The sequence below is a fragment of the Bradyrhizobium sp. YR681 genome, from assembly GCF_000282615.1.
GTDB lineage: Bacteria > Pseudomonadota > Alphaproteobacteria > Rhizobiales > Xanthobacteraceae > Bradyrhizobium.
Map to the genome: position 1 here is coordinate 21,290 of NZ_AKIY01000202.1, position 19,109 is coordinate 40,398.

Here is a 19,109-nt window from a genome sequence, read left to right on the forward strand (position 1 = left end):
GCGTTGCAGGACGAGCACCTCAGGATGACGGCGAGAGATTTTGGCGCGCCACATCAACCTCGAGGTCGGCAGCTTCGCCGCCGCGCTACCGCCGCCGGTCGCTCTTCAGCTTCGTGAACCGCACGCTCTGGCCGTCAGGCATCCGCATCGCCTTGAAGCCCGCAGTGAGGCAGGCCTCGCGCTGCGGCATCTGGATATCCGGGCTGCGCGAGGTGTCCCACCAGGAGGCGCGGTTTGCCGCGCGCGGCAGGGCCGCGCCGATGATCTCCTCGATCTGCTCGTAGGTCAGCACGAATTCGGCCTGCTTGTGCCGCATCAGATAGTCGCGCAACGCGTCGTAGTCGTTCACGATCGTCCTCTCGTCTGAGGCTGCCCAAAACCGGCAGCCGCATAAACAGTTTCTTAACTCATTGCGGCAGCGACGTCCTGCCTTAAACACTACTCAAGCTTTCGGGCGCATCCATCTGGATCGGGAGCAAACGATGCTGTCTGGATGGCGCGACGACACGGCCCGGCGGCCGTGGCGGATTTCGGCGAAATGGCTGATCATCTCGTCCGTGGTGACGGTGATCGGCTTTTCCGCCATTTGCGTCAACGTCATGCTCGACATGCGCCGCGGCGAGGAGGCGCTGGCCCGCCAGACGCTGGAGAACCTCGCGACATCCATCGAAGCCGACATCAGCCGCAACATCGAGATCTACGACCTCTCGCTGAAGGCGGTCGCGAGCAACATGCTGCTGCCCGAGCTCGCCACGGTCTCAAAGACGGTGCGTCACCTCATCCTGTTCGATCATGCGACCACGGCGCGGCATTTCGGCGCCATCCAGGTGTTCGATGCGGACGGCAAGCTGACCATCGACGCTTCCACGCTCGATCCGCGCCCCGACAATCGCAGCGACGAGGACTATTTCAAGGTTCATCGCGACAATCCCGGCGCCGGCCTCTTCATCAGCCGTCCCATGCTGTTCCGCGGCGCCTATTCGATCGTGTTGAGCCGGCGCATCAGCGACACCGACGGCGGCTTTCTCGGCGTCGTCGCGGGCTCGATTCGCTTCAGCTATTTCCACGAATTGTTCGAGCGGCTGAACCTCGATCCCGAGGACACCATCACCGTGCTCAAGCGCGACCGCACCATCATGATGCGGCGGCCGTTCGATCTCGACGTGATCGGCAAGAACCTCGCCGAGCGCCAGGGTTGGAAATCCGAGAATCTGCGCGTCGGCGCCTCCTATGCGGGCCAGGGCCCGGTCGATCCGACGCCGCGGCTCTATGCGCGCAGCGGCGACACCGGCCCCCTGTTCGTCGTGGCCGGCAAACCCTTGAGCCTCGTGTTCGACCTCTGGCGGAAGGAAGCCATTCGCATCGGCGCCGTGGTGCTGCTGCTGGCGCTGTTCCTGCTGGGATCGGCGATCGTGCTCGCGCGCGAGATCGGCCGCCGCGCCGAGGCCGAAAGCAAGCTCGAGGAGATGGCGACGACGGACGCGCTCACCGGCCTGAAGAACCGCCGCAAGTTCGACTCCGTCATCGACACCGAGTGGCGGCGCGCGATGCGCCACAAGACGCCGGTCGCGCTGTTGATGATCGATGCCGATCACTTCAAGGCCTACAACGACACGTTCGGCCACCAGGCCGGCGACCAAGTGCTGGTCGGCATCGCCATCTGCATTTCCGATTCGGTGAGCCGCGCCGGCGACTGCGCCGCGCGCTATGGCGGCGAGGAATTCGCCGTGCTGCTGCCGAACACATCGGCGACAGACGCGTTCAAGGTCGCCGAGGCGATCCGCGGCAAGGTGCAGGGCTGGTCCGACGACCAGGCAAGCTCGACGGTGTCCTGCGGCATCGCGAGCTTCGTGCCCGCCGTCGGCATGGATTGGGCGGTGCTGGTCGCCGCCGCCGACAAGGCGCTCTATGCGGCGAAGGCGGGTGGACGGAATCAGTCGGTGGTGGCGAGCCTGCCGAAACTGTCGCTGGTGGCGTGAGGCGTGGTGGTGTGAGGGCGTGAGGGCGTGATGCGCGCCACACCACAGATGTCGTCCCCGCGAAGGCGGGGACCCATACCGCGGAATCTATCGATCGTTGTCGGTAGCGGTACCGAACAACGAGTCTTCGCCAAACCGCTCCCTGTGGTTATGGGTCCCGGATCTGCGCTTCGCTTGTCCGGGACGACAGCGGAATGTGTGGCAGCTACTGCCCGAGATACTTCTTCATCTCCGCGATCAGCCCGTCGCGCAGCTCCGGCCGCTTCAGGCCGTAGGCGATGTTGGCGCGGAGGAAGCCGGGCTTGGAGCCGCAATCATGGCGCTCGCCCTCGAACTCGACGCCGTAGAATTTCTGCGACTTGGCGAGGCCGATCATGGCGTCGGTGAGCTGGATCTCGCCGCCGGCGCCGCGCTCCTGGGTCTCCAGGATCTTGAAGATCTCGGGCTGGAGGATGTAGCGGCCGGTGATCGAGAGGTTGGAGGGCGCGGTGCCCTTGGCCGGCTTCTCGACCATGCCGTCGACCTCGAACATCTTGCCGGTGCGCTTGCCGACGCCGCAGATGCCGTATTGATGGGTGAGATGGTCGGGCACCGCCTCGACCGCGATGACGTTGGATTTCTCGCCGAGCGTCGAAGCCGTCTCGATCATTTGCTTCAGGCAGCCGGTGGTGTTGAGCACGAGCTCGTCGGGCAGCACCACCGCGAACGGCTCGTTGCCGACGATGTCGCGCGCGCACCAGACTGCGTGGCCGAGGCCGAGCGGCGCCTGCTGGCGGGTAAAGCTGACGGCGCCGGCTTCCGGCTGGTTCGCCGCCAGGATCTCCTGCTCGGCCTTCTTGCCGCGCGCGGCCAGCGTGGAGTCGAGCTCGAACATCTTGTCGAAATGATCTTCGATGACATTCTTGTTGCGGCCGGTGACGAAGATGAAATGCTCGATGCCGGCTTCGCGCGCCTCGTCATAGACGTACTGGATCAGCGGCTTGTCGACGATGGTCAGCATTTCCTTCGGCATCGCCTTGGTGGCGGGCAGGACGCGGGTGCCGAGGCCGGCGACGGGGAATACGGCTTTGCGGATTTTCATGGGATCGATCGAATACCTGAGGAGATACGTGACGGGTGCAATGGCTTCTTGCTACCTTGTTTGCAGCCGCTAACAAAGGCGGATGTGGGGCCTCGCGATCACAGAGTTAAGAAAAAAGCAGCCAACAAAATTTCACCTTTGTTAAGCTATTGGCAACCGTAACCGGGCCTCCTGAGGGCGGATTTTCAGCCGGACAGGCAGGGTATGATGCAATCAGTGGCAGCGCTGGCGAAACGTGCTGGATTTATGACCGGCGTAACAATCGTTACGGCCGTCCTGCTGATGCCGGCCGGCGTGAACGCCCAGTCGCAAAATGGCCTGTCCAACCTGTTCGGCGGTATTTTCTCCGGCCCGAATCCGGCGCCGTCGCAAGCTCCGCCCGGTCCCGGCGGCGCCCTGCCCTGGACCGGCGAGGACGGCGCCTCCGGCCATCCGCTGATGACGGCTGCCGCGATCCGCGAGGCCGCGGGCAATTTCAACAATTGTGTCGCCGGCATGTGGCCCGATGCCGCACGCCGCAACATCACCCAGGACAATTTCCAGCGCTTCACGGCCGGGCTGTCTCCTGACCTGCGCATCATGGACCTGATGGACTCGCAGCCCGAGTTCACCAAATCGATCTGGGACTATCTCGACATTCTCGTGAACGACAACCGCCTCGCCAAGGGCCGCGAGGTGCTCGCCAAATACAAGGCGCAGTTCGACGCGACCGAGAAGGCCTATGGCGTCGACCGCTACATCATCGCCTCGATCTGGGGCATCGAGTCCAACTACTCGACGCAGATGGGCGACCGCAGCGTGCTGCAATCGACCGCGACGCTCGCCTGCATCGGCCGCCGCCAGGCCTATTTCAAGGATGAATTCCTGTCCGCGCTGGAGATCCTCAACCGCGGCGATCTCAGGCCAGAGCAGATGCGCGGCTCATGGGCCGGCGCCTTCGGCCCGACCCAGTTCATGCCCACCGCGTTCAAGCGCTTTGCCGTCGACGGCGACGGTGACGGCCGCCGCGACGTGGTCGACAATCCCACCGACCTGATCGCCTCCACCGCCAACAATCTGAAGAAGGACGGCTGGCAGGCCGGCCAGACCTGGGGTTTTGAGGTCGTGGTGCCCCAGGGCTTCAACTACATGCTGGCCGACCGGGCCAAGGCGATGACGATCGCGCAGTGGGAGAAGCTCGGCATCAAGCGCCCGGCGGGCCAGCCGTTCCCGCACCCGGCGGAGAAAGCCTATCTGCTGGCGCCGGCCGGCGCGCAAGGCCCCGGCTTCCTGATGCTCCAGAACTACCGCGTCATCATGAAATACAACCCGGCCGAGGCCTATGCGCTGGCGATCGGCCATTTCGCCGACCGCCTGCGCGGCGGCCAGCCCTTCGTTCAGCCGTGGCCGCGGCAGGAACGGGAGCTGTCCCGCACCGAGCGGCTGGAACTCCAGCAGCTCCTGGCCCAGCGCGGCTTCTACAAGGGCACCCCGGACGGCCAGTTCGGCGGCCAGACCCGGGAAGCGCTGCGCAATTTCCAGGCCTCGATCGGGGTCCCCGCCGACGGCTTTGCCTCCTCCGACGCGCTGGAACGGCTGCGCGGGCGGTAAATCGCGCCGCGCAGCCGCTTCAATCGTTCAGGAGTCCACGTAATTCACGACGTCAGAGAGTTCGAACTTCGTCTTGGGGTCCGACATGTCCTTCACCGTGGGCCGCCAGTCTGGGAACTGGATCAGGTAGGATTGACTGTCGGCGAGGACGAGACCGATCAGGACCTCGGCAACGATGCGCCCGCCGACGGCGCCGAGCCTGGCGCCGCCGAGCGGCTGCGACCGCTCATTCTTGTCGTCGTCTCCAAACTTGGTCTCGACCGGCTCGGTTAGCTCGGCCTCGCGCAGGATGTAGTACCAGAGCGGCGCGTTCTCATGCAGCTGCGCCGCATAGGTGGTGAACACGTCCTGGCGCGCCTTCACCGCATCCGCGTCCGTCAGGTTTCCGGCGTCGAGCCAGAGCTGCTGATCGGTCAGCGGGGTGATGCCCATGCGCCGCGCCACCGCTTGCCCGCTCGGCAAACCCAGCGCGATGCCGCGCTGAAGATTCAGGCCCGGCAGCGACCTGCGATCCGGTCTCTTCTCGTTGCGCAGGTCCGGCAGATCTGAGAGCGGGTCGACCAGCATGGTGTCGATCCGATAGGCCGGCTGCGGCCGGACGAACTTGTCGAACGGCAGCTCCTTTGTCGGCGCCGGCAGCTCGCTCTTCACGTCGGGCAGGAAGAAGCTCCAGTCGATGCCCCAGTCCTCCGGCAATGGACGAAAACCGTTCAGGCTCCGCACATCATCGCAGCTGAATTTCGGCTTGAAGATCGACAGACGATCCAGCAAATTCGTCTTCTGATGCGGGATCTCCGCGCTCAGCGAATAACTCGGCCGGACCATGGAATGGCCGAACCGATAGGCCGCGACCGAAAATTCGACCGGCATGAACGGATAGCGCGCAACCTCCGGCTTGTAGAAGTGGAGCTTCGGCTTGCCGCCATTGTAGACCGCATGGAACGTATGGTCGCCGACCATGCGCCGCACGAAGTCATGCAAGACGACCCATTGATAGTGCCAGCGGACACTGCGCTGGGCCGTGTTGAAGGCGGCCAGGCCTGTGATTCCCGGCCGCTCGTTTCCCGCGGCATCCGAAGGGCGGGCGAGATCGAGCATAATCCTGTTGTGAAATCTCTGCCATAGCTGGTGAATCTGCACGACGATGTTGTTCTCATCGTTGCGCTTGTCGCCGATCATCGCGCGCGGGCAATCCTGATCCGCGTCGGCGACCTCGCCGCTCTCATCCAGCGGCGCACGCAGCACGTCAAAGAGCTTCTTCTTGCCCTTCAGATAGGCCGGCGTCCTGTCGACCCCGAGCTTGAGCGTGAGGTTCGGATTGTAGAGGTAAGGCTGATCCGCAGGCCCACGACCGTAGACGCTATCCAGGTCGAGTCGTGCCGTGCGAAAATCCTCGGTCGCGCCGGGATCGTTGTCACGGTCGAGATCGGAGGCGGGATCGAAGGTGATGTCGTGATCGATGAACTGGCCGAAATAGGTGTAGCCGGCCTTGGTCTTCGGCTGCTCGTCGACCGGCTCGGCCTTGTCGATCGGCGCACCGAGATCCCCGGTCTTGATCATGGTCGCAGCGATCGCGTTCATGACCTGCTGTTCCTGGGGCAGCGTATCCCCGAAACGGGCACGGGCGAGTTCGGGGAACATGCGGCCGAACCGGCCAAAACCTTCCGGCTGGTAAGCCACGGCGTCGAGGCCGCGCTCGGATCGTCCATGACCTTGCGGTCTCTTGGCTTTGGCCTCCTCGGCCTGCTTGCCGAGCAATGTCTCGGCTTGGGCACTCGACTGGGCAATGTTCTGCTTGGTAATGTCCTGCATGAATTCGGCTCCCCAAATTGGAATTGCCGATAAATATCGAGGCAGCGCTATTTCAGCGTGAAAGATCCGTTAATTTCTTACTGAAGTTGTGAAATGGACCGCAATAGAGAGTTACGACGTTGCGGCCTCTTGATCCTGTCCCGGTAACTGTTCCCATCTGTTTCGGACCAGCCGGCCTTGACCTCGGGACCCATCGGGCGATTTATGACAATCAAATCTGCCCGTTTGGCGCCTGATTCCGTTATTATATCGAGCCTGTCCCGATCCTCATTGCGCGTGCCCGAGATCGCATGTCGAAGCCCAAGTTGTTCTTCAAGGCGCTGACCGAGACCGGCCCGTTGATCGCGCTGGGGACGGCGCTTGCGATTCTGGTCTCGGTCGCGGGACCCGCCTCGGCGCAGTTCTTCAACTTCCCCGGCTTCGGCGGTCCGCCGCAGCGCCAGGCCCCGCCGCCGCGCAACGGTGGAGGCGGGGGTGGCGGATGGTTCGGCGGCGACTTCTTCGCCCCCTTCCAGCAGCAACAGCCGCAGGCGCCGCGCCAGGATTTTTCGCGCGCGCCGGCACCCGCCAAGCGCGACACGACGCCCGACAAGAACGTGCTGGTGATCGGCGACGCCATGGCGGACTGGCTCGCCTATGGCCTGGAGGACGCCTACAGCGAGCAGCCCGACATGGGCGTGATCCGCAAGCACAAGACCACGTCCGGCCTGATCAAGTACCAGCCGAAGGGTGAGCCCTCGGATTGGGCGGCGGCCGCGAAAGGCATCCTCGAGACCGAGAAGCCTGATGTGATCGTCGTCATGCTCGGCCTCAACGACCGCACCGCCATTCGCGAAGCCGCGCCCGACAAGCCTTCCGACAAGGACAAGAAGAACGACAAGGGCGCACGCACCAAGCCTCCAGGAAAGCCTGACGCCAAGCCGGGCGATGCCAAGCCCGACGCCGCCGCCAAGCCTGACGACAAGCCTGCTGACGCCGACCTGCCGCAGGACGATGCCGACAACGCCGACACGCCGGCAGCCGCCGCACCCGAGAAGACCGCGCGCAACCCGAACGGCCTCACCGAATTCCGCGACGAGCGCTGGGTCGAACTCTACGGCAAGAAGATCGAGGAGCTCGCCGGCGTGCTCAAGGCCAAGGGCGTGCCGGTGCTCTGGGTCGGCCTGCCCGCGATCCGCGGCCCGAAGGGCACGGCGGACATGCTGTTCCTGGATTCGCTCTACCGCGAGGGCGCGGCCAAGGCTGGCATCACCTATGTCGACGTGTGGGACGGTTTTGTCGACGAAGCCGGCCGCTTCCTCCAGAAGGGCCCGGACTTCGAAGGCCAGATCCGCCAGCTGCGCAGCGGTGACGGCGTCTTTTTCACCAAACCCGGCGCCCGCAAGCTCGCCCATTATGTCGAGCGCGAGATCACCCGCCTGCTCGCGGGACGCTCGGGCCCGATCGCACTGCCGAGCGAGCCGGCGACGCCCGACACCAGCGTCGAGCCCGGCAAGCCGGCGCCGCGGCCGCTCGCAGGCCCGATCGTGCCGCTGGTTGCGGCCTCGATCTCGACCGATCAATTGCTGGGCGGCCCGGGCTCGCGTCCCGCCGCCGTCGATGCGCTTGCTGCCAAGACGATGGTGAAGGGCGAGCCGCTGGCCGCGCCAGCGGGCCGCGCCGACGATTATGCCTGGCCGCGCCGCGAGGTCGGCCGCGAGCAGGCCAAGGGCGATACGCCGATGGCGGCGACGACGCCCGACGGCAGCGCTGCTGCTCCGGGCACGCCGGGCGCGGCTGCTGCAATCGCGCCGCAAAAGCTGGCGCCGAAGAAGCCGCCGGTGGCGCAGCCGGCGCAGGCCCAGCCGTCAATTCGCGATTTCTTCGGGTTTGGTTCGCCGCAGCCGGCGCCGCGTCAACTGGCGCCCGCGCCGGGGCCGCGCAATCCGGCTCAAAACCCCGCGATCCCGCGTCCGCCGGGTAACGTCGGCCGATCGGCGGAAGTGGTTCGGTAGTCGACCTCGTCCCGGACGCGGCGCAGCACCGCTTGGTGATGCGACGCAGAGCCGGGACATCTGCTTCAAACCAGCATCTGCTTCAAAAAAGAATCGGCCCCGGCTCCGCGCAGCAGCTCTCTAGCGCTGCAGCGCGTCCGGGGCACGAGTACGTACTTGTCGACTAGCCGTAATAACGCCAGCGCGGCGGCGGACGGCGCGCGGGGCGCGACATCAGCAGCGCGAGTGCGAAGCCGATGCCGCCTGCGATCAGAAGCGAGCCGAGCGGATTGTCCTGCACCTTCTGGGCAATCGCCTGCGAACCATCGCGCAACGTCTCGGCCGGCTTGTCGTAGGCGTCCTTGGCATAGCTCGCCGCGGTCTCGCCGGCGTCACGCACGGCATCCTTGGCCTGGCCGTAGAGATTTTGCACGGTGCCGGCGGCTTCGCGTGCCTTGCCCGACGCCTGTGTCTGCGCATCGCCCGCGAGATCACCGACGGCGCCTTCTGCGCGTCCGGCAAACTCCTTGGCCGATCCGACGATTCGATCCTTGTCCATGCTGCTCCTCCTCGGGGGTCTGCCGAGGTAACAGGTCAGGAGCGGCGCGGTTCCAAACCTCCGTGAAAGTGTGTAGCCAGGATGGAGCGAAGCGACATCCGGGGAGGTCTTTCGCGAGGCGAGAACCCCGAATTGCGCTGCGCTCCATCGGGGCTACAGGATCAGCCCACCATCGACGACCAATGTCTGCCCGATGATGTAGGACGACAGCGGCGAGGCCAAGAACAGCGCCGCTCCCGCCATGTCAGCCGGCGTGCCCAATCGCCGCAGGGGGATGCGTGACAATGCATCCTCGAGGCGCTTGGGATTGTCGGTCGTCACCTTCGTCATCTTGGTATCGACCAGGCCTGGCGCGATGCCGTTGACGCGGATGCCGTCCTCGGCCCAGGCCTCGCCCAGCGTGCGCGTCAATCCGACCGCGCCGGTCTTCGAGGCGTTATAGGCGGGATTGCCCATGGTGGAATGATAGGCCGCGGTCGAGGACACCATGATCAGCGCGCCCTTGGCATCCCGCAACATGGAATGAAACCGCGTCGCGCAGGCCATCAGGCTCATCAGATTGACCTCGACGACCTTGCGGAAGCCGGCCATCTCGAACTCGCCGCGGCGATAGATCACCGCGCCCTGCGCAAGCACGAGGATGTCGAGCCGGTCGAAGGACGGCTTGAACGCTTCGATCGCACTGGGGTTGCTGACATCGAGCTGCGCGTAAGCAAGGCCGGTGAGATCGGAGCCTTCTTCCGCTGAATATTCCGTTGCGTGAGCACGCGTGCCGCACACCGCAACGTGCGCGCCCCTGATGCGAAAGGCTTGCGCGATGCCGTTGCCGATCCCGCTGGAACCGCCGACGACCAGCGCCTGCCTGCCCGAGAAATCCAGCTCGTTTGCCATCGCGGCCTCCCCTTTTGTTTTGCTTGTTTGACCTGTCTGCGGATCGATGCCAGCCTTGTCAATCTCATAACAACAAACAAGACGCCCGAGGAAACAGCATGTCCGAGTTCAGGCAGCTCAGCCGGTCCGTGAAGGGCCTGACCGTTCTCGTTACCGGCGCAGCCAGCGGCATGGGACGCGCGACGGCGCGCGTGTTCGCCGCGGAAGGCGCGAATGTCGCGGTCACTGACCATGATGAGCAAGGCGCGTTCTCCGTCGCAGAAGAGATCGCTGCGCGCAGCGGTTCGGCGAAGGCGTGGAAGCTCGACGTTGCCGACGGCGGCGAGATCAAGCGTGTGGTGGGTGATGTCGCCGCGCATTTTGGCGGGCTCGACATCATCGTCAACAATGCCGGCATCTCCGTGCGCGTCGCGATCGACGACGAGGCTTACGAGGACGCCTGGGCCAAGGGTATCGCCGTGATGCTGACGGCACATCCGCGCATCATCCGCGCCGCGCTGCCTCACTTGCGCAAGTCGAAGAGCCCGCGCATCGTCAACATCGCATCCACCGAAGCGCTCGGCGCCACGGCGCTGCACAGCCCCTATTCGGCGGCGAAGGGCGGCGTCGCGAGCCTGACCCGTTCGCTTGCCGTCGAGCTCGGCCGCGAGGGCATCACCGTCAATTGCATCTGCCCGGGGCCGATCCGCACCGCCATCACCGACCGCATCTCCGAGGAGCACAAGACCATCTACGCCAGACGTCGCACTGCACTCGGCCGTTACGGCGACCCCGAGGAGGTCGCGCATATGACGCTGAGCCTGTGCCTGCCGGCGGCGTCCTTCCTCACCGGCGCAGTGATCCCGGTCGACGGTGGGTTGATGGCGCGGAACGCGTGAGAGGCACGTAGCCCGGATGGAGCGAAGCGCAATCCGGGACGGTCTTTCCGCGCGGTGAGAACCCCGGATTACGCTACGCTCCATCCGGGCTACGGGCTGCCATGCACACCGAGCGTTGACAACGTTGGGATCGGGAGTAGCTTTTTCACCGACAGAGCGGGACCAACCGCTCGCGGTTCGCGGGAGAGACGCCATGACGATCGCCATCCGGCAGCTTCAAAAACATTTTGTCGGCGAGGTCACGGGCCTCGATCTGCGGAAGCCGCTCACACCGGATGAGGCGCGCGAGGTCGAGGCGGCCATGGACAAGTACGCGGTGCTGGTCTTCCACGACCAGGACATCACCGACGAGCAGCAGATGGGCTTCGCGCTGAACTTCGGCCAGCGCGAGGACGCGCGCGGCGGCACCGTCACGAAGGAGAAGGACTACCGGCTCCAGTCCGGCCTGAACGACGTCTCCAACCTCGGCAAGGACGGCAAGCCGCTGGCGAAGGACAGCCGCGCGCATCTGTTCAACCTCGGCAACTGCCTGTGGCATTCCGACAGCTCGTTCCGTCCGATCCCGGCCAAATTCTCGCTGCTGTCGGCGCGCGTGGTGAACCCGAAGGGCGGCAACACCGAATTCGCGGACATGCGCGCGGCCTATGACGCGCTCGACGACGAGACCAAGGCGGAGATCGAGGATCTCGTCTGCGAGCACTCGCTGATGTATTCGCGGGGATCGCTCGGCTTCACCGAATATACCGACGACGAAAAGCAGATGTTCAAGCCGGTGCTGCAACGGCTGGTGCGCACCCATCCCGTGCATCGCCGCAAGTCGCTGTATCTCTCATCGCATGCCGGCAAGATCGTCAGCATGAGCGTGCCGGAGGGCAGGCTGTTGCTGCGCGATCTGAACGAGCACGCCACAAACGCGGAGTTCGTCTACGTCCACAAATGGAAGCTGCACGACCTCGTGATGTGGGACAACCGCCAGACCATGCACCGCGTCCGCCGCTACGACCAGTCCCAGCCCCGCGACATGCGCAGGGCGACGGTGGCGGGGACCGAGCCGACGGTGCAGCAGCAGGCGGCGGAGTAGGCGCGGCACATTCCGCTGTCGTCCCGGGGCGCGCGAAGCGCGAGCCCGGGACCCATAACCACAGGATGGTATTTGGCGAAGACCGTGGTGACGAGCCTGCCTCAAACTCCACCCTGGGGTTATGGGTCCCCGCCTTCGCGGGGACGACAGCGGAAGGTGTCGCGACAGCTGTTACACCAGCTAAGCGTGCCCGGCCTCGTTCGAGAGCATGCCGGGATCGATGCCGATCTTGCGTAGCGCGCGGCCGTACTTCTCGTCGACGTCGTCGCCGAAGATCAAATCCGCATCGGCATCGCAATGCAGCCAGCCGTTGCTCTGGATCTCGGTCTCGAGCTGGCCCGGCGCCCAGCCGGCATAGCCGAGCGCGAGGATGGCGTGCTTGGGGCCGGAGCCGTTGGCGATCGCGCGCAGGATGTCGACGGTTGCGGTGAGGCAGACGCCGTCGTCGATCCGCAGCGTCGCATTCTCGATGTAGAAGTCGCTGGAATGCAGCACGAAGCCGCGGCCGGTGTCGACCGGCCCGCCGCGCAGCACCTTCATGCTCTCGGCATTCTCCGGCAGCTTGATGTGCTCGCCCTTCTTGATGATGCCGAGCTGCTGCAACAGCTCGGGGAAGTCGATGCTGCCGGCCGGATGGTTGACGATGATGCCCATGGCACCTTCGGCGGAATGGGCGCAGAGATAGATCACCGAGCGCTCGAAGCGCGCATCGCCCATCACAGGCATCGCGATCAGGAGCCGGCCGTCGAGATAGCCGGCCGAATTTGGAAGTGCGAGGCCGCCACTGCGGGTGCTCTCGCCCGTCCTCTTGCCTGTGGGAGCCATGGGTGAAGCACTCCGGTTTCAATTCCTATCCTGATGTCGGGCCGGTCCGCTGTCAAATCAAGGCTTGCGCAGGCCTGATTCGAATGCCTCCATCACAAGCAATTCAATGGTTTGCCGGGGATGGCCCCTGTAAAGACGTACCATGCTCACACAAGTTCCCATGCGTGCGGCGATTGGCGTCGCGACAACCCTGCTTGCGTCGTCGTTGGCATTTGCGGCCCGCGCCGACGATGCCTCGCCCTGGCAGCGCGACGGTCATTCCGCGGTGCGGCTCCTGGCGGGATCGCGCAGCGGCGCGGTGCTGCTCGGCGGTATCGCCTTCCAGCTTCAGCCCGGCTGGAAGACATATTGGCGCATGCCCGGCGATTCCGGCGTTCCGCCGCGGTTCGACTTCTCGAAGTCGGACAATGTCGAAGCGGTGACGGTGATGTGGCCGGCGCCGCTGAAATTCGACGACGGCGCGGGTGGCCATTCGATCGGCTATCACGACCAGATCGTGCTGCCGCTCCGCATCGTCGCCAAGGCGGCCGACAAGCCCGTGACCCTGCGCGCCGAGATCAATTACGCGGTCTGCGAAAAACTCTGCATTCCCGTCGAGGCCAATGCCGAGCTCGGCTTCAACAGCGTGGCCTCGACCGAGGACGCGAACTTGCGTGCCGCACTGGACACCGTGCCGAAGCCCGCCAATATCGGCGATCCCAACCCGCTGACCATCCGTGACGTCAAGCGCGACGGACCCAGGAACGTGGTGGTGGACGTCGTCGTGCCTGACAGCCGCAACGTCAATCTGTACGTGGAGGGGCCGACGCCGGACTGGTCGCTGCCGATCCCCGCGCCGGTCGAGCATGGCCCGGCCGGCGTGAAACGATTTACATTCGAGCTCGACGGGCTGCCGCCGGGCGCCAAGCCCGACGGCGCGGCGCTGAAATTCACGCTGGTGGGGCCGGAGAAGTCGTACGAGTTCAATACCAATTTGGAATAGGCCGTCCCGGACGGAGCGACGAAACCGGTCAGGATGCAGGACAGACCTTCGAGGCCTGCTTTTCCTGCAATTTCTTCGTGCAATATGCGCTGCACCGCTGACCGCCGACCTTCGCGCAGTAGGCCAGGCACTTCTCGTATGAGCATCCCCACGCATCCGCCCGTGCCGGAGCCGCGGAATAGAGATCGACGCCGGCCATGATCGTGAGAACAGCCAGACAAGTCAGACATCGACGCATAATTCGCTCCTCTTGAAAGGTGGTGATTGACGCAAACATCTCGCCACGAATTGAAGGCCGTCAGGATTGAAGGCCGCCAGGAATTGAAGGTCACCAGGAGTGGGGATGATCCCCGACCAGCCCGACACCGGGTCAAAATCCCTGCGCACTCGGTCGGCCGCGCAAATTTCAATTGAAAGCAATATGCGGGTATCCTAGCAGCGCAGCTCCGTTCCGCAAGGAGGGAAGCGTGCTCCCGCGTACCGGCTGCCGCCGGCGCGACGATCCAACCGAATCTTAACGAATGGTTGCTAATCCCCTGGACCACCGCAACATGCGAGGCGCCTGGGGACTCTTCGTGGCCGTGATGGATGCTGAACCCGCAACGACCGGACCGGCCGGACTGATCGCGCGGCTGCGGGCCAGGTTGACGGGCGGATCGAGCGAAGCGTCGCTGACGCGGCGGTTGGCCGGCACCATCTTCATCATCCGCGTCATCAGCGCCGGCCTTGCCTATTTCTCGCAGGTGCTGCTGGCGCGCTGGATGGGCACGTCCGACTACGGCATCTATGTCTATGTCTGGACCTGGGTGCTGCTGCTCGGCAGCATGATGGACTTTGGCATTTCGGCGTCTGCACAGAAGATCATCCCGGAGTACCGCACCGGCGGCGAGCATGCGCTGCTGCGCGGCTTTCTTTCCGGCAGCCGCTGGCTGGTCTTTGCGGTGTCCGCACTGGTGTCGCTCGGGCTTGCCGGCATCGTCAAATTGCTGTCGCCCTGGATCGATCCGGCCGAGGTGCTGCCGCTCTATATCGGCTGCATGACGCTGCCGGCCTTCGTCGTCGCCAACACCCAGGACGGCATTGCGCGCTCGCATGACTGGATGCAGCTCGGCCTGATGCCGCAATTCATCATCCGCCAGGCGCTGATCATCGGCATCACGGCCGCGGCCTTCCTGCTCGGTTACCATCTCGGCGCGGTCGCCGCGATGGTCGCGAGTGCCGGCGCGGTCTGGATCGCGATGACCGGGCAGATGGTGGTGCTGAACCGCAAGCTCGCCGATCACATCGAACCCGGCCCCAAGACCTATGACGTCCGAGGCTGGCTCGCGGTGTCGCTGCCCATCCTGCTGGTCGAGAGTTTTTACCTGCTGCTGTCCTACACCGACGTGCTGGTGCTCCAGCAATTCCGGCCGTCCGACGAGGTCGGCGTCTATTTCGCTGTCGTGAAGACGCTGGCACTGGTGTCCTTCATTCATTACGCAATGTCGGCGACCACGGCGCACCGCTTCGCCGAATACAACGCTGCCGGCGACAAGGTGCGCCTGTCGGCCTATGTCGCGCATGCCATCAACTGGACGTTCTGGCCGTCGCTGGCGGCGACCATCGTGCTGCTCGCGCTCGGCAAGCCGCTGCTCTGGCTGTTCGGACCGCAATTCACCGTCGGCTACGACATCATGTTCGTCGCCGCAATCGGCCTCGTGGTGCGCTCCGCGATCGGCCCGGTCGAGCGCCTGCTCAACATGCTCGGCCAGCAGAAGATCTGCGCCCTGGCCTACGCGCTGGCCTTCGTGATGAACGTCGTGCTCTGCATCGCGCTGGTGCCGCGCTTCGGCGGCCACGGCGCCGCGGCGGCGACCTCGATCTCGCTCAGCTTCGAGACGGTGCTGCTGTTCTGGATCGTGCGGCAGCGGCTCGGTCTGCACGTGCTGGCGTTCGGACGCCGCACGGCCTAGGCCGCCCCGCCCTCAGCCGCTTTGAAATGCGACGACCGCGGCATCCGCCACCAGCAGCGCGTCGAGCATCTTGCGGCCTGACATGTCCGCCTGCATCAGCGGGTCGGACTTGAACATCGCCTTGAGATAGCTCGAGACGGCGCGGATGCGCGGCACGAACTGGAGATCGCTGTGGACGTTGATCCAGACGTCCCGCGTCGTCGACATCTTCTCGTGCAACACCGGAACCAGATCGCTGCGGCCGGCCACCGCGAAGCTCGGCAGCAGCACGAGGCCGATGCCGCCCGCCGCGGCGTTCATCTGCGCGATCATGCTGTTGGAGTGAAAGCTGACCGGAGGATTGCGGATGATGTCGTCGAGCCAGCGCACCGAGTCGAGCTGGATCAGATCGTCGATGTAGGTGACGAAGCTGTGGCGCGCGAGGTCCGCGGGCCGTTCGGGCATGCCCTCGCGTGCCAGATAATCCTGTGAGCCGTAGAGGCCGAGCTGAAAGCTGCCGAGTCGCTCGGACACCATGCCCTGTCCCGGCGGACGGAAGAAGCTGAGGAAGAGATCGGCCTCGCGGCGATTGACCGAGACCGCCTGCGGCGAGGTCAGGAGCTCGACGGTAAGATCGGGATAACGTTGCCGCAGTGGGGCGAAGCGGAATGCGAGATAGAGCGAGGCGATGCCCTCCATCGTCGCGAGCCTGACCCGTCCCGCCATCCGGCTGCCGCCGCGCTGCACGTCCTGATGCATCGCAATGACAGCGCTCTCGATCCGCTCGGCGTGACAAAGCAGGCGCTCGCCGGCTTCGTTGACCCGCAACCCCTGCGGCGAGCGCTCGAACAGCGTCGCGCCGAGCGCGCATTCGAGATGCGCGATGCGCCGGCTGATAGTGGATTGGTCGACCCGCAGACGCTTGGCCGCGCTGCCGAGGCTGCCGCCACGCGCCGCGTGAAGGAATATTTTGAGGTCGTCCCAGTCGAGTGAGTTGAACTCCTGCATGCCCCCTCCAAACAGCAAGCGTTGTGCCAGCGAGATACGGTGGGACGGATTGTCGCCCCCTGCAAGCCGTCTTGCAGGATTGTCTGTATCGAGGCCCCGGGGAGCCCACTAGCCTGTCCTGAACAAGGACAAAGCCATGCTTCCCCGCTTCAAGGCCGCCGCGGTCCATGCCGCGCCGGTGTTTCTCGACCGCTCGGCGACCACAAAAAAGGCAATCTCGCTCATCCGTGAGGCAGCCGCCGCCGGCGCCGAAATCGTGGCATTTTCCGAGACGTTCATTCCCGCATTCCCGGTATGGGCTGCGCTCTGGGCTCCGATCGACAATCACGACCTGTTCGTCCGCATGGCGGACCAGTCGGTGCTGGTCGACGGCCCCGAGATCAAGGCGATCCGCGACGAAGCGCGTGCGCTCGGCGTCGTGGTGTCGATCGGCATCAGCGAGAAGTCGCCGGCGAGCGTCGGTGCCATCTGGAATACCAACCTGTTGATCGGCGAGGACGGCGAGATCCTCAACCATCACCGCAAGCTGGTGCCGACCTTCTACGAGAAGCTGATCTGGAGCAGCGGCGACGGCGCGGGCCTGCGCGTGGTCGACACCAGGCTCGGCAGGATCGGGCAACTGATCTGCGGCGAGAACACCAACCCGTTGGCACGCTATTCGCTGATGGCGCAGGGTGAGCAGCTTCATATTTCGAGCTGGCCGCCGGTGTGGCCGACCCGCCGGCCGGCCGGTGGCGGCAATTACCACATCGCCGCAGCAACCCGGATCCGGGCGAGCGCGCATTGCTTCGAGGCCAAGGTATTCGGCCTCGTCACCGCCGGCGTGCTCGACAAGGCGGCGCGCGACATGCTGGTGGCGCGCGATGCCGCTGCCGCCGCAGTGCTCGACGCGACGCCGCGCGCGGAAACCTTCTTCCTCGATCCGACCGGGGAGCAGATCGGCGAGGCGCTTCGCGACGACGAAGGCATCCTCTACGCCGAGATCGACCTCAACCGCTGCGTCGAGCCAAAGCAGTTCCACGACGTGGTCGGCTACTACAACCGCTTCGACATTTTCGACCTCAGGGTCGATCGCCGCCGGCTCAACCCGGTGTCGTTCACCGGGGGGGCCGCGACACAGCCGGACGCGGCAAGCGATCACATCGATGCCGGGTCGTGAGCCCGGCCCTGTCTCCAACCATGGAAGGTGAGTCATGAAGTTTGACCGTCGTCAGATCCTGCTCGGAAGCGCCGGCGCCGCCGCCGGCCTGATGCTTCCGGCCAGCGCAGCCTGGGCCCAGACTCCGGCGAGCATCGGCACCTTCCCGGACGGCGTCACCGCGGACTCGGTATTCGTCGGATTGACCATTCCGCTCACCGGCGTGTTCTCCGGCGACGGCGGCGACCTCAAGCTCGGCTACGAGCTCGCGATCGCGCAGATCAATGCGGGCAGCGACGCCGCGAAGACATGGGGATTGCAGGGCAAGGGCGTGCTCGGCCGCCAGATCCGCTACAAGGTGTCGGACACCGAAGGAAAGCCCAATCTCGACGTCCAGAGCGCCACGCAGTTCATCCAGCGCGACAAGGCGATCATGGTGTCCGGCTCGGTGTCGAGCGCCAGTGCCATCGCGCTCGAAGAGCTCGGCTCGCGCGAGAAGGTGCTGTACATGGTCGGCATCGCCGGCTCCAACGACATCACCGGCAAGAACTGCCAGCGCTACGGCTTCCGCTCGCAGCAGAACGCCTACATGGCCGCGAAGGCGCTCGCGCCGGTCGTCGCCAAGGCGCTCGGCAAGAACATGAAGACCGCCTTCCTGGTGCCGGACTACACCTACGGCCACACTGTGTATGACAGCTTCGCGAAGTTCTCGAAGGAACAGGGCTGGCAGCAGGTCGCCAAGGAGGTGGTTCCGCTCGGCACCACCGACTATTCCTCGGCGCTGCTCAACATCGCCAACAGCGGCGCCGACGTATTCGTCAACATCGCCTTCGGCGCCGACGCGGTCGCTTCCACCAAGCAGGCCGAGCAGTTCGGCGTGCTCAAGCGCATGAAGCTGGTGGTGCCGAACCTGTCCTCGTTCCAGGACAAGGAGCTCGGCGCCGAGATCATGCAGGGCGTCTATGGCAGCTGCGACTTCTGGTGGACGTTGTCGGATCGCTATCCGCTGGCGAAGGGCTTCGTCGACGCCTTCGTCGCCCAGAACAAGTACCATCCGCGCTGGGGCGCCCATATCGGCTACATGCAGACCTATCTCTGGGCGCTGACGGTGGAGCGCGTGAAGAGCTTCAATCCGGTCGAGATCATCAAGGCCATGGAGGCCTCGAAGGACGCTCCTTACGAGACCACGATCGGCAAGGTCTATTTCCGTGCCGAGGATCACCAGATGGTGCGTCCGATCCCGATCCTGCGCGGCAAGGCGCCGGCCGAGATGAAGGGGCCTGAGGACTATTACGAGATCGTCGACGTCGCCGAAGGCGAGAGCGTGATGAACCCGCCGGACCAGTTCGGCTGCAAGCTCGGCCCCTATATCTGAGCCGCG

Annotated in this window: 16 protein-coding genes; 9 read left to right on the top strand and 7 right to left on the bottom strand. The window is 64.9% G+C overall.

Features of this window, described 5'->3' with window-relative positions:
* Positions 1-85: 85 nt before the first annotated feature.
* Entirely contained in the window at positions 86-349 is a 264-nt protein-coding gene (locus PMI42_RS18955) for a DUF7662 domain-containing protein (protein WP_008137008.1), read from the bottom strand.
* 133 nt (positions 350-482) lie between these two features.
* Here PMI42_RS18955 and PMI42_RS18960 point away from each other — a divergent pair, with 133 nt between their 5' ends.
* Positions 483-1,979: a sensor domain-containing diguanylate cyclase gene (locus tag PMI42_RS18960; RefSeq protein ID WP_008137011.1), complete on the top strand. Its 1,497-nt coding sequence runs from the start codon at positions 483-485 to the stop codon at positions 1,977-1,979.
* 205 nt (positions 1,980-2,184) lie between these two features.
* On the opposite strand, the gene galU is transcribed toward PMI42_RS18960, so the two are convergent.
* Positions 2,185-3,060: a UTP--glucose-1-phosphate uridylyltransferase GalU gene (galU, locus tag PMI42_RS18965; protein ID WP_008137012.1), complete on the bottom strand. Its 876-nt coding sequence runs from the start codon at positions 3,058-3,060 to the stop codon at positions 2,185-2,187.
* 246 nt (positions 3,061-3,306) lie between these two features.
* On the opposite strand from galU, the gene PMI42_RS18970 reads away from it, so the two are divergent.
* Positions 3,307-4,650: a lytic murein transglycosylase gene (locus tag PMI42_RS18970; RefSeq protein ID WP_035966108.1), complete on the top strand. Its 1,344-nt coding sequence runs from the start codon at positions 3,307-3,309 to the stop codon at positions 4,648-4,650.
* A 27-nt stretch (positions 4,651-4,677) separates the two neighbouring features.
* Here PMI42_RS18970 and PMI42_RS18975 read toward each other — a convergent pair whose 3' ends face one another.
* Entirely contained in the window at positions 4,678-6,462 is a 1,785-nt protein-coding gene (locus tag PMI42_RS18975; protein WP_008137018.1) for a peroxidase family protein, read from the bottom strand.
* A gap of 290 nt (positions 6,463-6,752) precedes the next feature.
* Between PMI42_RS18975 and PMI42_RS18980 the strand changes: the two genes are divergently transcribed.
* Positions 6,753-8,456 carry an SGNH/GDSL hydrolase family protein gene (locus PMI42_RS18980; protein WP_008137022.1) on the top strand — a complete coding sequence of 568 codons (1,704 nt, stop codon included), beginning with the start codon at positions 6,753-6,755 and terminating at the stop codon, positions 8,454-8,456.
* A 163-nt stretch (positions 8,457-8,619) separates the two neighbouring features.
* Here PMI42_RS18980 and PMI42_RS18985 read toward each other — a convergent pair whose 3' ends face one another.
* Both PMI42_RS18985 and PMI42_RS18990 read right to left on the bottom strand, forming a co-directional pair.
* Complete coding sequence (locus PMI42_RS18985) at positions 8,620-8,994, bottom strand: CsbD family protein (protein WP_008137025.1); 375 nt, start codon at positions 8,992-8,994, stop codon at positions 8,620-8,622.
* Between the two features lie 153 nt (positions 8,995-9,147).
* Positions 9,148-9,885 (bottom strand): SDR family NAD(P)-dependent oxidoreductase, encoded by a 738-nt coding sequence (locus tag PMI42_RS18990; protein ID WP_008137026.1) that lies wholly within the window; start codon positions 9,883-9,885, stop codon positions 9,148-9,150.
* A gap of 98 nt (positions 9,886-9,983) precedes the next feature.
* Here PMI42_RS18990 and PMI42_RS18995 point away from each other — a divergent pair, with 98 nt between their 5' ends.
* Both PMI42_RS18995 and PMI42_RS19000 read left to right on the top strand, forming a co-directional pair.
* Positions 9,984-10,763: an SDR family NAD(P)-dependent oxidoreductase gene (locus PMI42_RS18995; RefSeq protein ID WP_008137028.1), complete on the top strand. Its 780-nt coding sequence runs from the start codon at positions 9,984-9,986 to the stop codon at positions 10,761-10,763.
* 193 nt (positions 10,764-10,956) lie between these two features.
* Complete coding sequence (locus PMI42_RS19000; protein WP_008137030.1) at positions 10,957-11,844, top strand: TauD/TfdA dioxygenase family protein; 888 nt, start codon at positions 10,957-10,959, stop codon at positions 11,842-11,844.
* 180 nt (positions 11,845-12,024) lie between these two features.
* Here the strand turns inward: PMI42_RS19000 and PMI42_RS19005 are convergent, their stop codons facing one another.
* Positions 12,025-12,669, bottom strand: coding sequence for a YqgE/AlgH family protein (locus PMI42_RS19005; RefSeq protein WP_008137032.1), 645 nt, complete (start codon positions 12,667-12,669; stop codon positions 12,025-12,027).
* A gap of 142 nt (positions 12,670-12,811) precedes the next feature.
* Here PMI42_RS19005 and PMI42_RS19010 point away from each other — a divergent pair, with 142 nt between their 5' ends.
* Entirely contained in the window at positions 12,812-13,651 is an 840-nt protein-coding gene (locus tag PMI42_RS19010; RefSeq protein ID WP_035966110.1) for a protein-disulfide reductase DsbD domain-containing protein, read from the top strand.
* A gap of 575 nt (positions 13,652-14,226) precedes the next feature.
* Positions 14,227-15,603 carry a flippase gene (locus PMI42_RS19020; protein WP_035966120.1) on the top strand — a complete coding sequence of 459 codons (1,377 nt, stop codon included), beginning with the start codon at positions 14,227-14,229 and terminating at the stop codon, positions 15,601-15,603.
* A gap of 12 nt (positions 15,604-15,615) precedes the next feature.
* Here PMI42_RS19020 and PMI42_RS19025 read toward each other — a convergent pair whose 3' ends face one another.
* On the bottom strand, positions 15,616-16,590 hold the full coding sequence (locus PMI42_RS19025) for a LysR family transcriptional regulator (RefSeq protein WP_008137037.1): 975 nt from the start codon (positions 16,588-16,590) through the stop codon (positions 15,616-15,618).
* A gap of 136 nt (positions 16,591-16,726) precedes the next feature.
* Between PMI42_RS19025 and PMI42_RS19030 the strand changes: the two genes are divergently transcribed.
* Positions 16,727-17,749 (top strand): carbon-nitrogen hydrolase family protein, encoded by a 1,023-nt coding sequence (locus tag PMI42_RS19030; protein WP_008137038.1) that lies wholly within the window; start codon positions 16,727-16,729, stop codon positions 17,747-17,749.
* A gap of 34 nt (positions 17,750-17,783) precedes the next feature.
* Positions 17,784-19,103, top strand: a complete 1,320-nt coding sequence (locus PMI42_RS19035) for an ABC transporter substrate-binding protein (protein ID WP_008137039.1) — start codon at positions 17,784-17,786, stop codon at positions 19,101-19,103.
* Positions 19,104-19,109 lie beyond the last annotated feature (6 nt).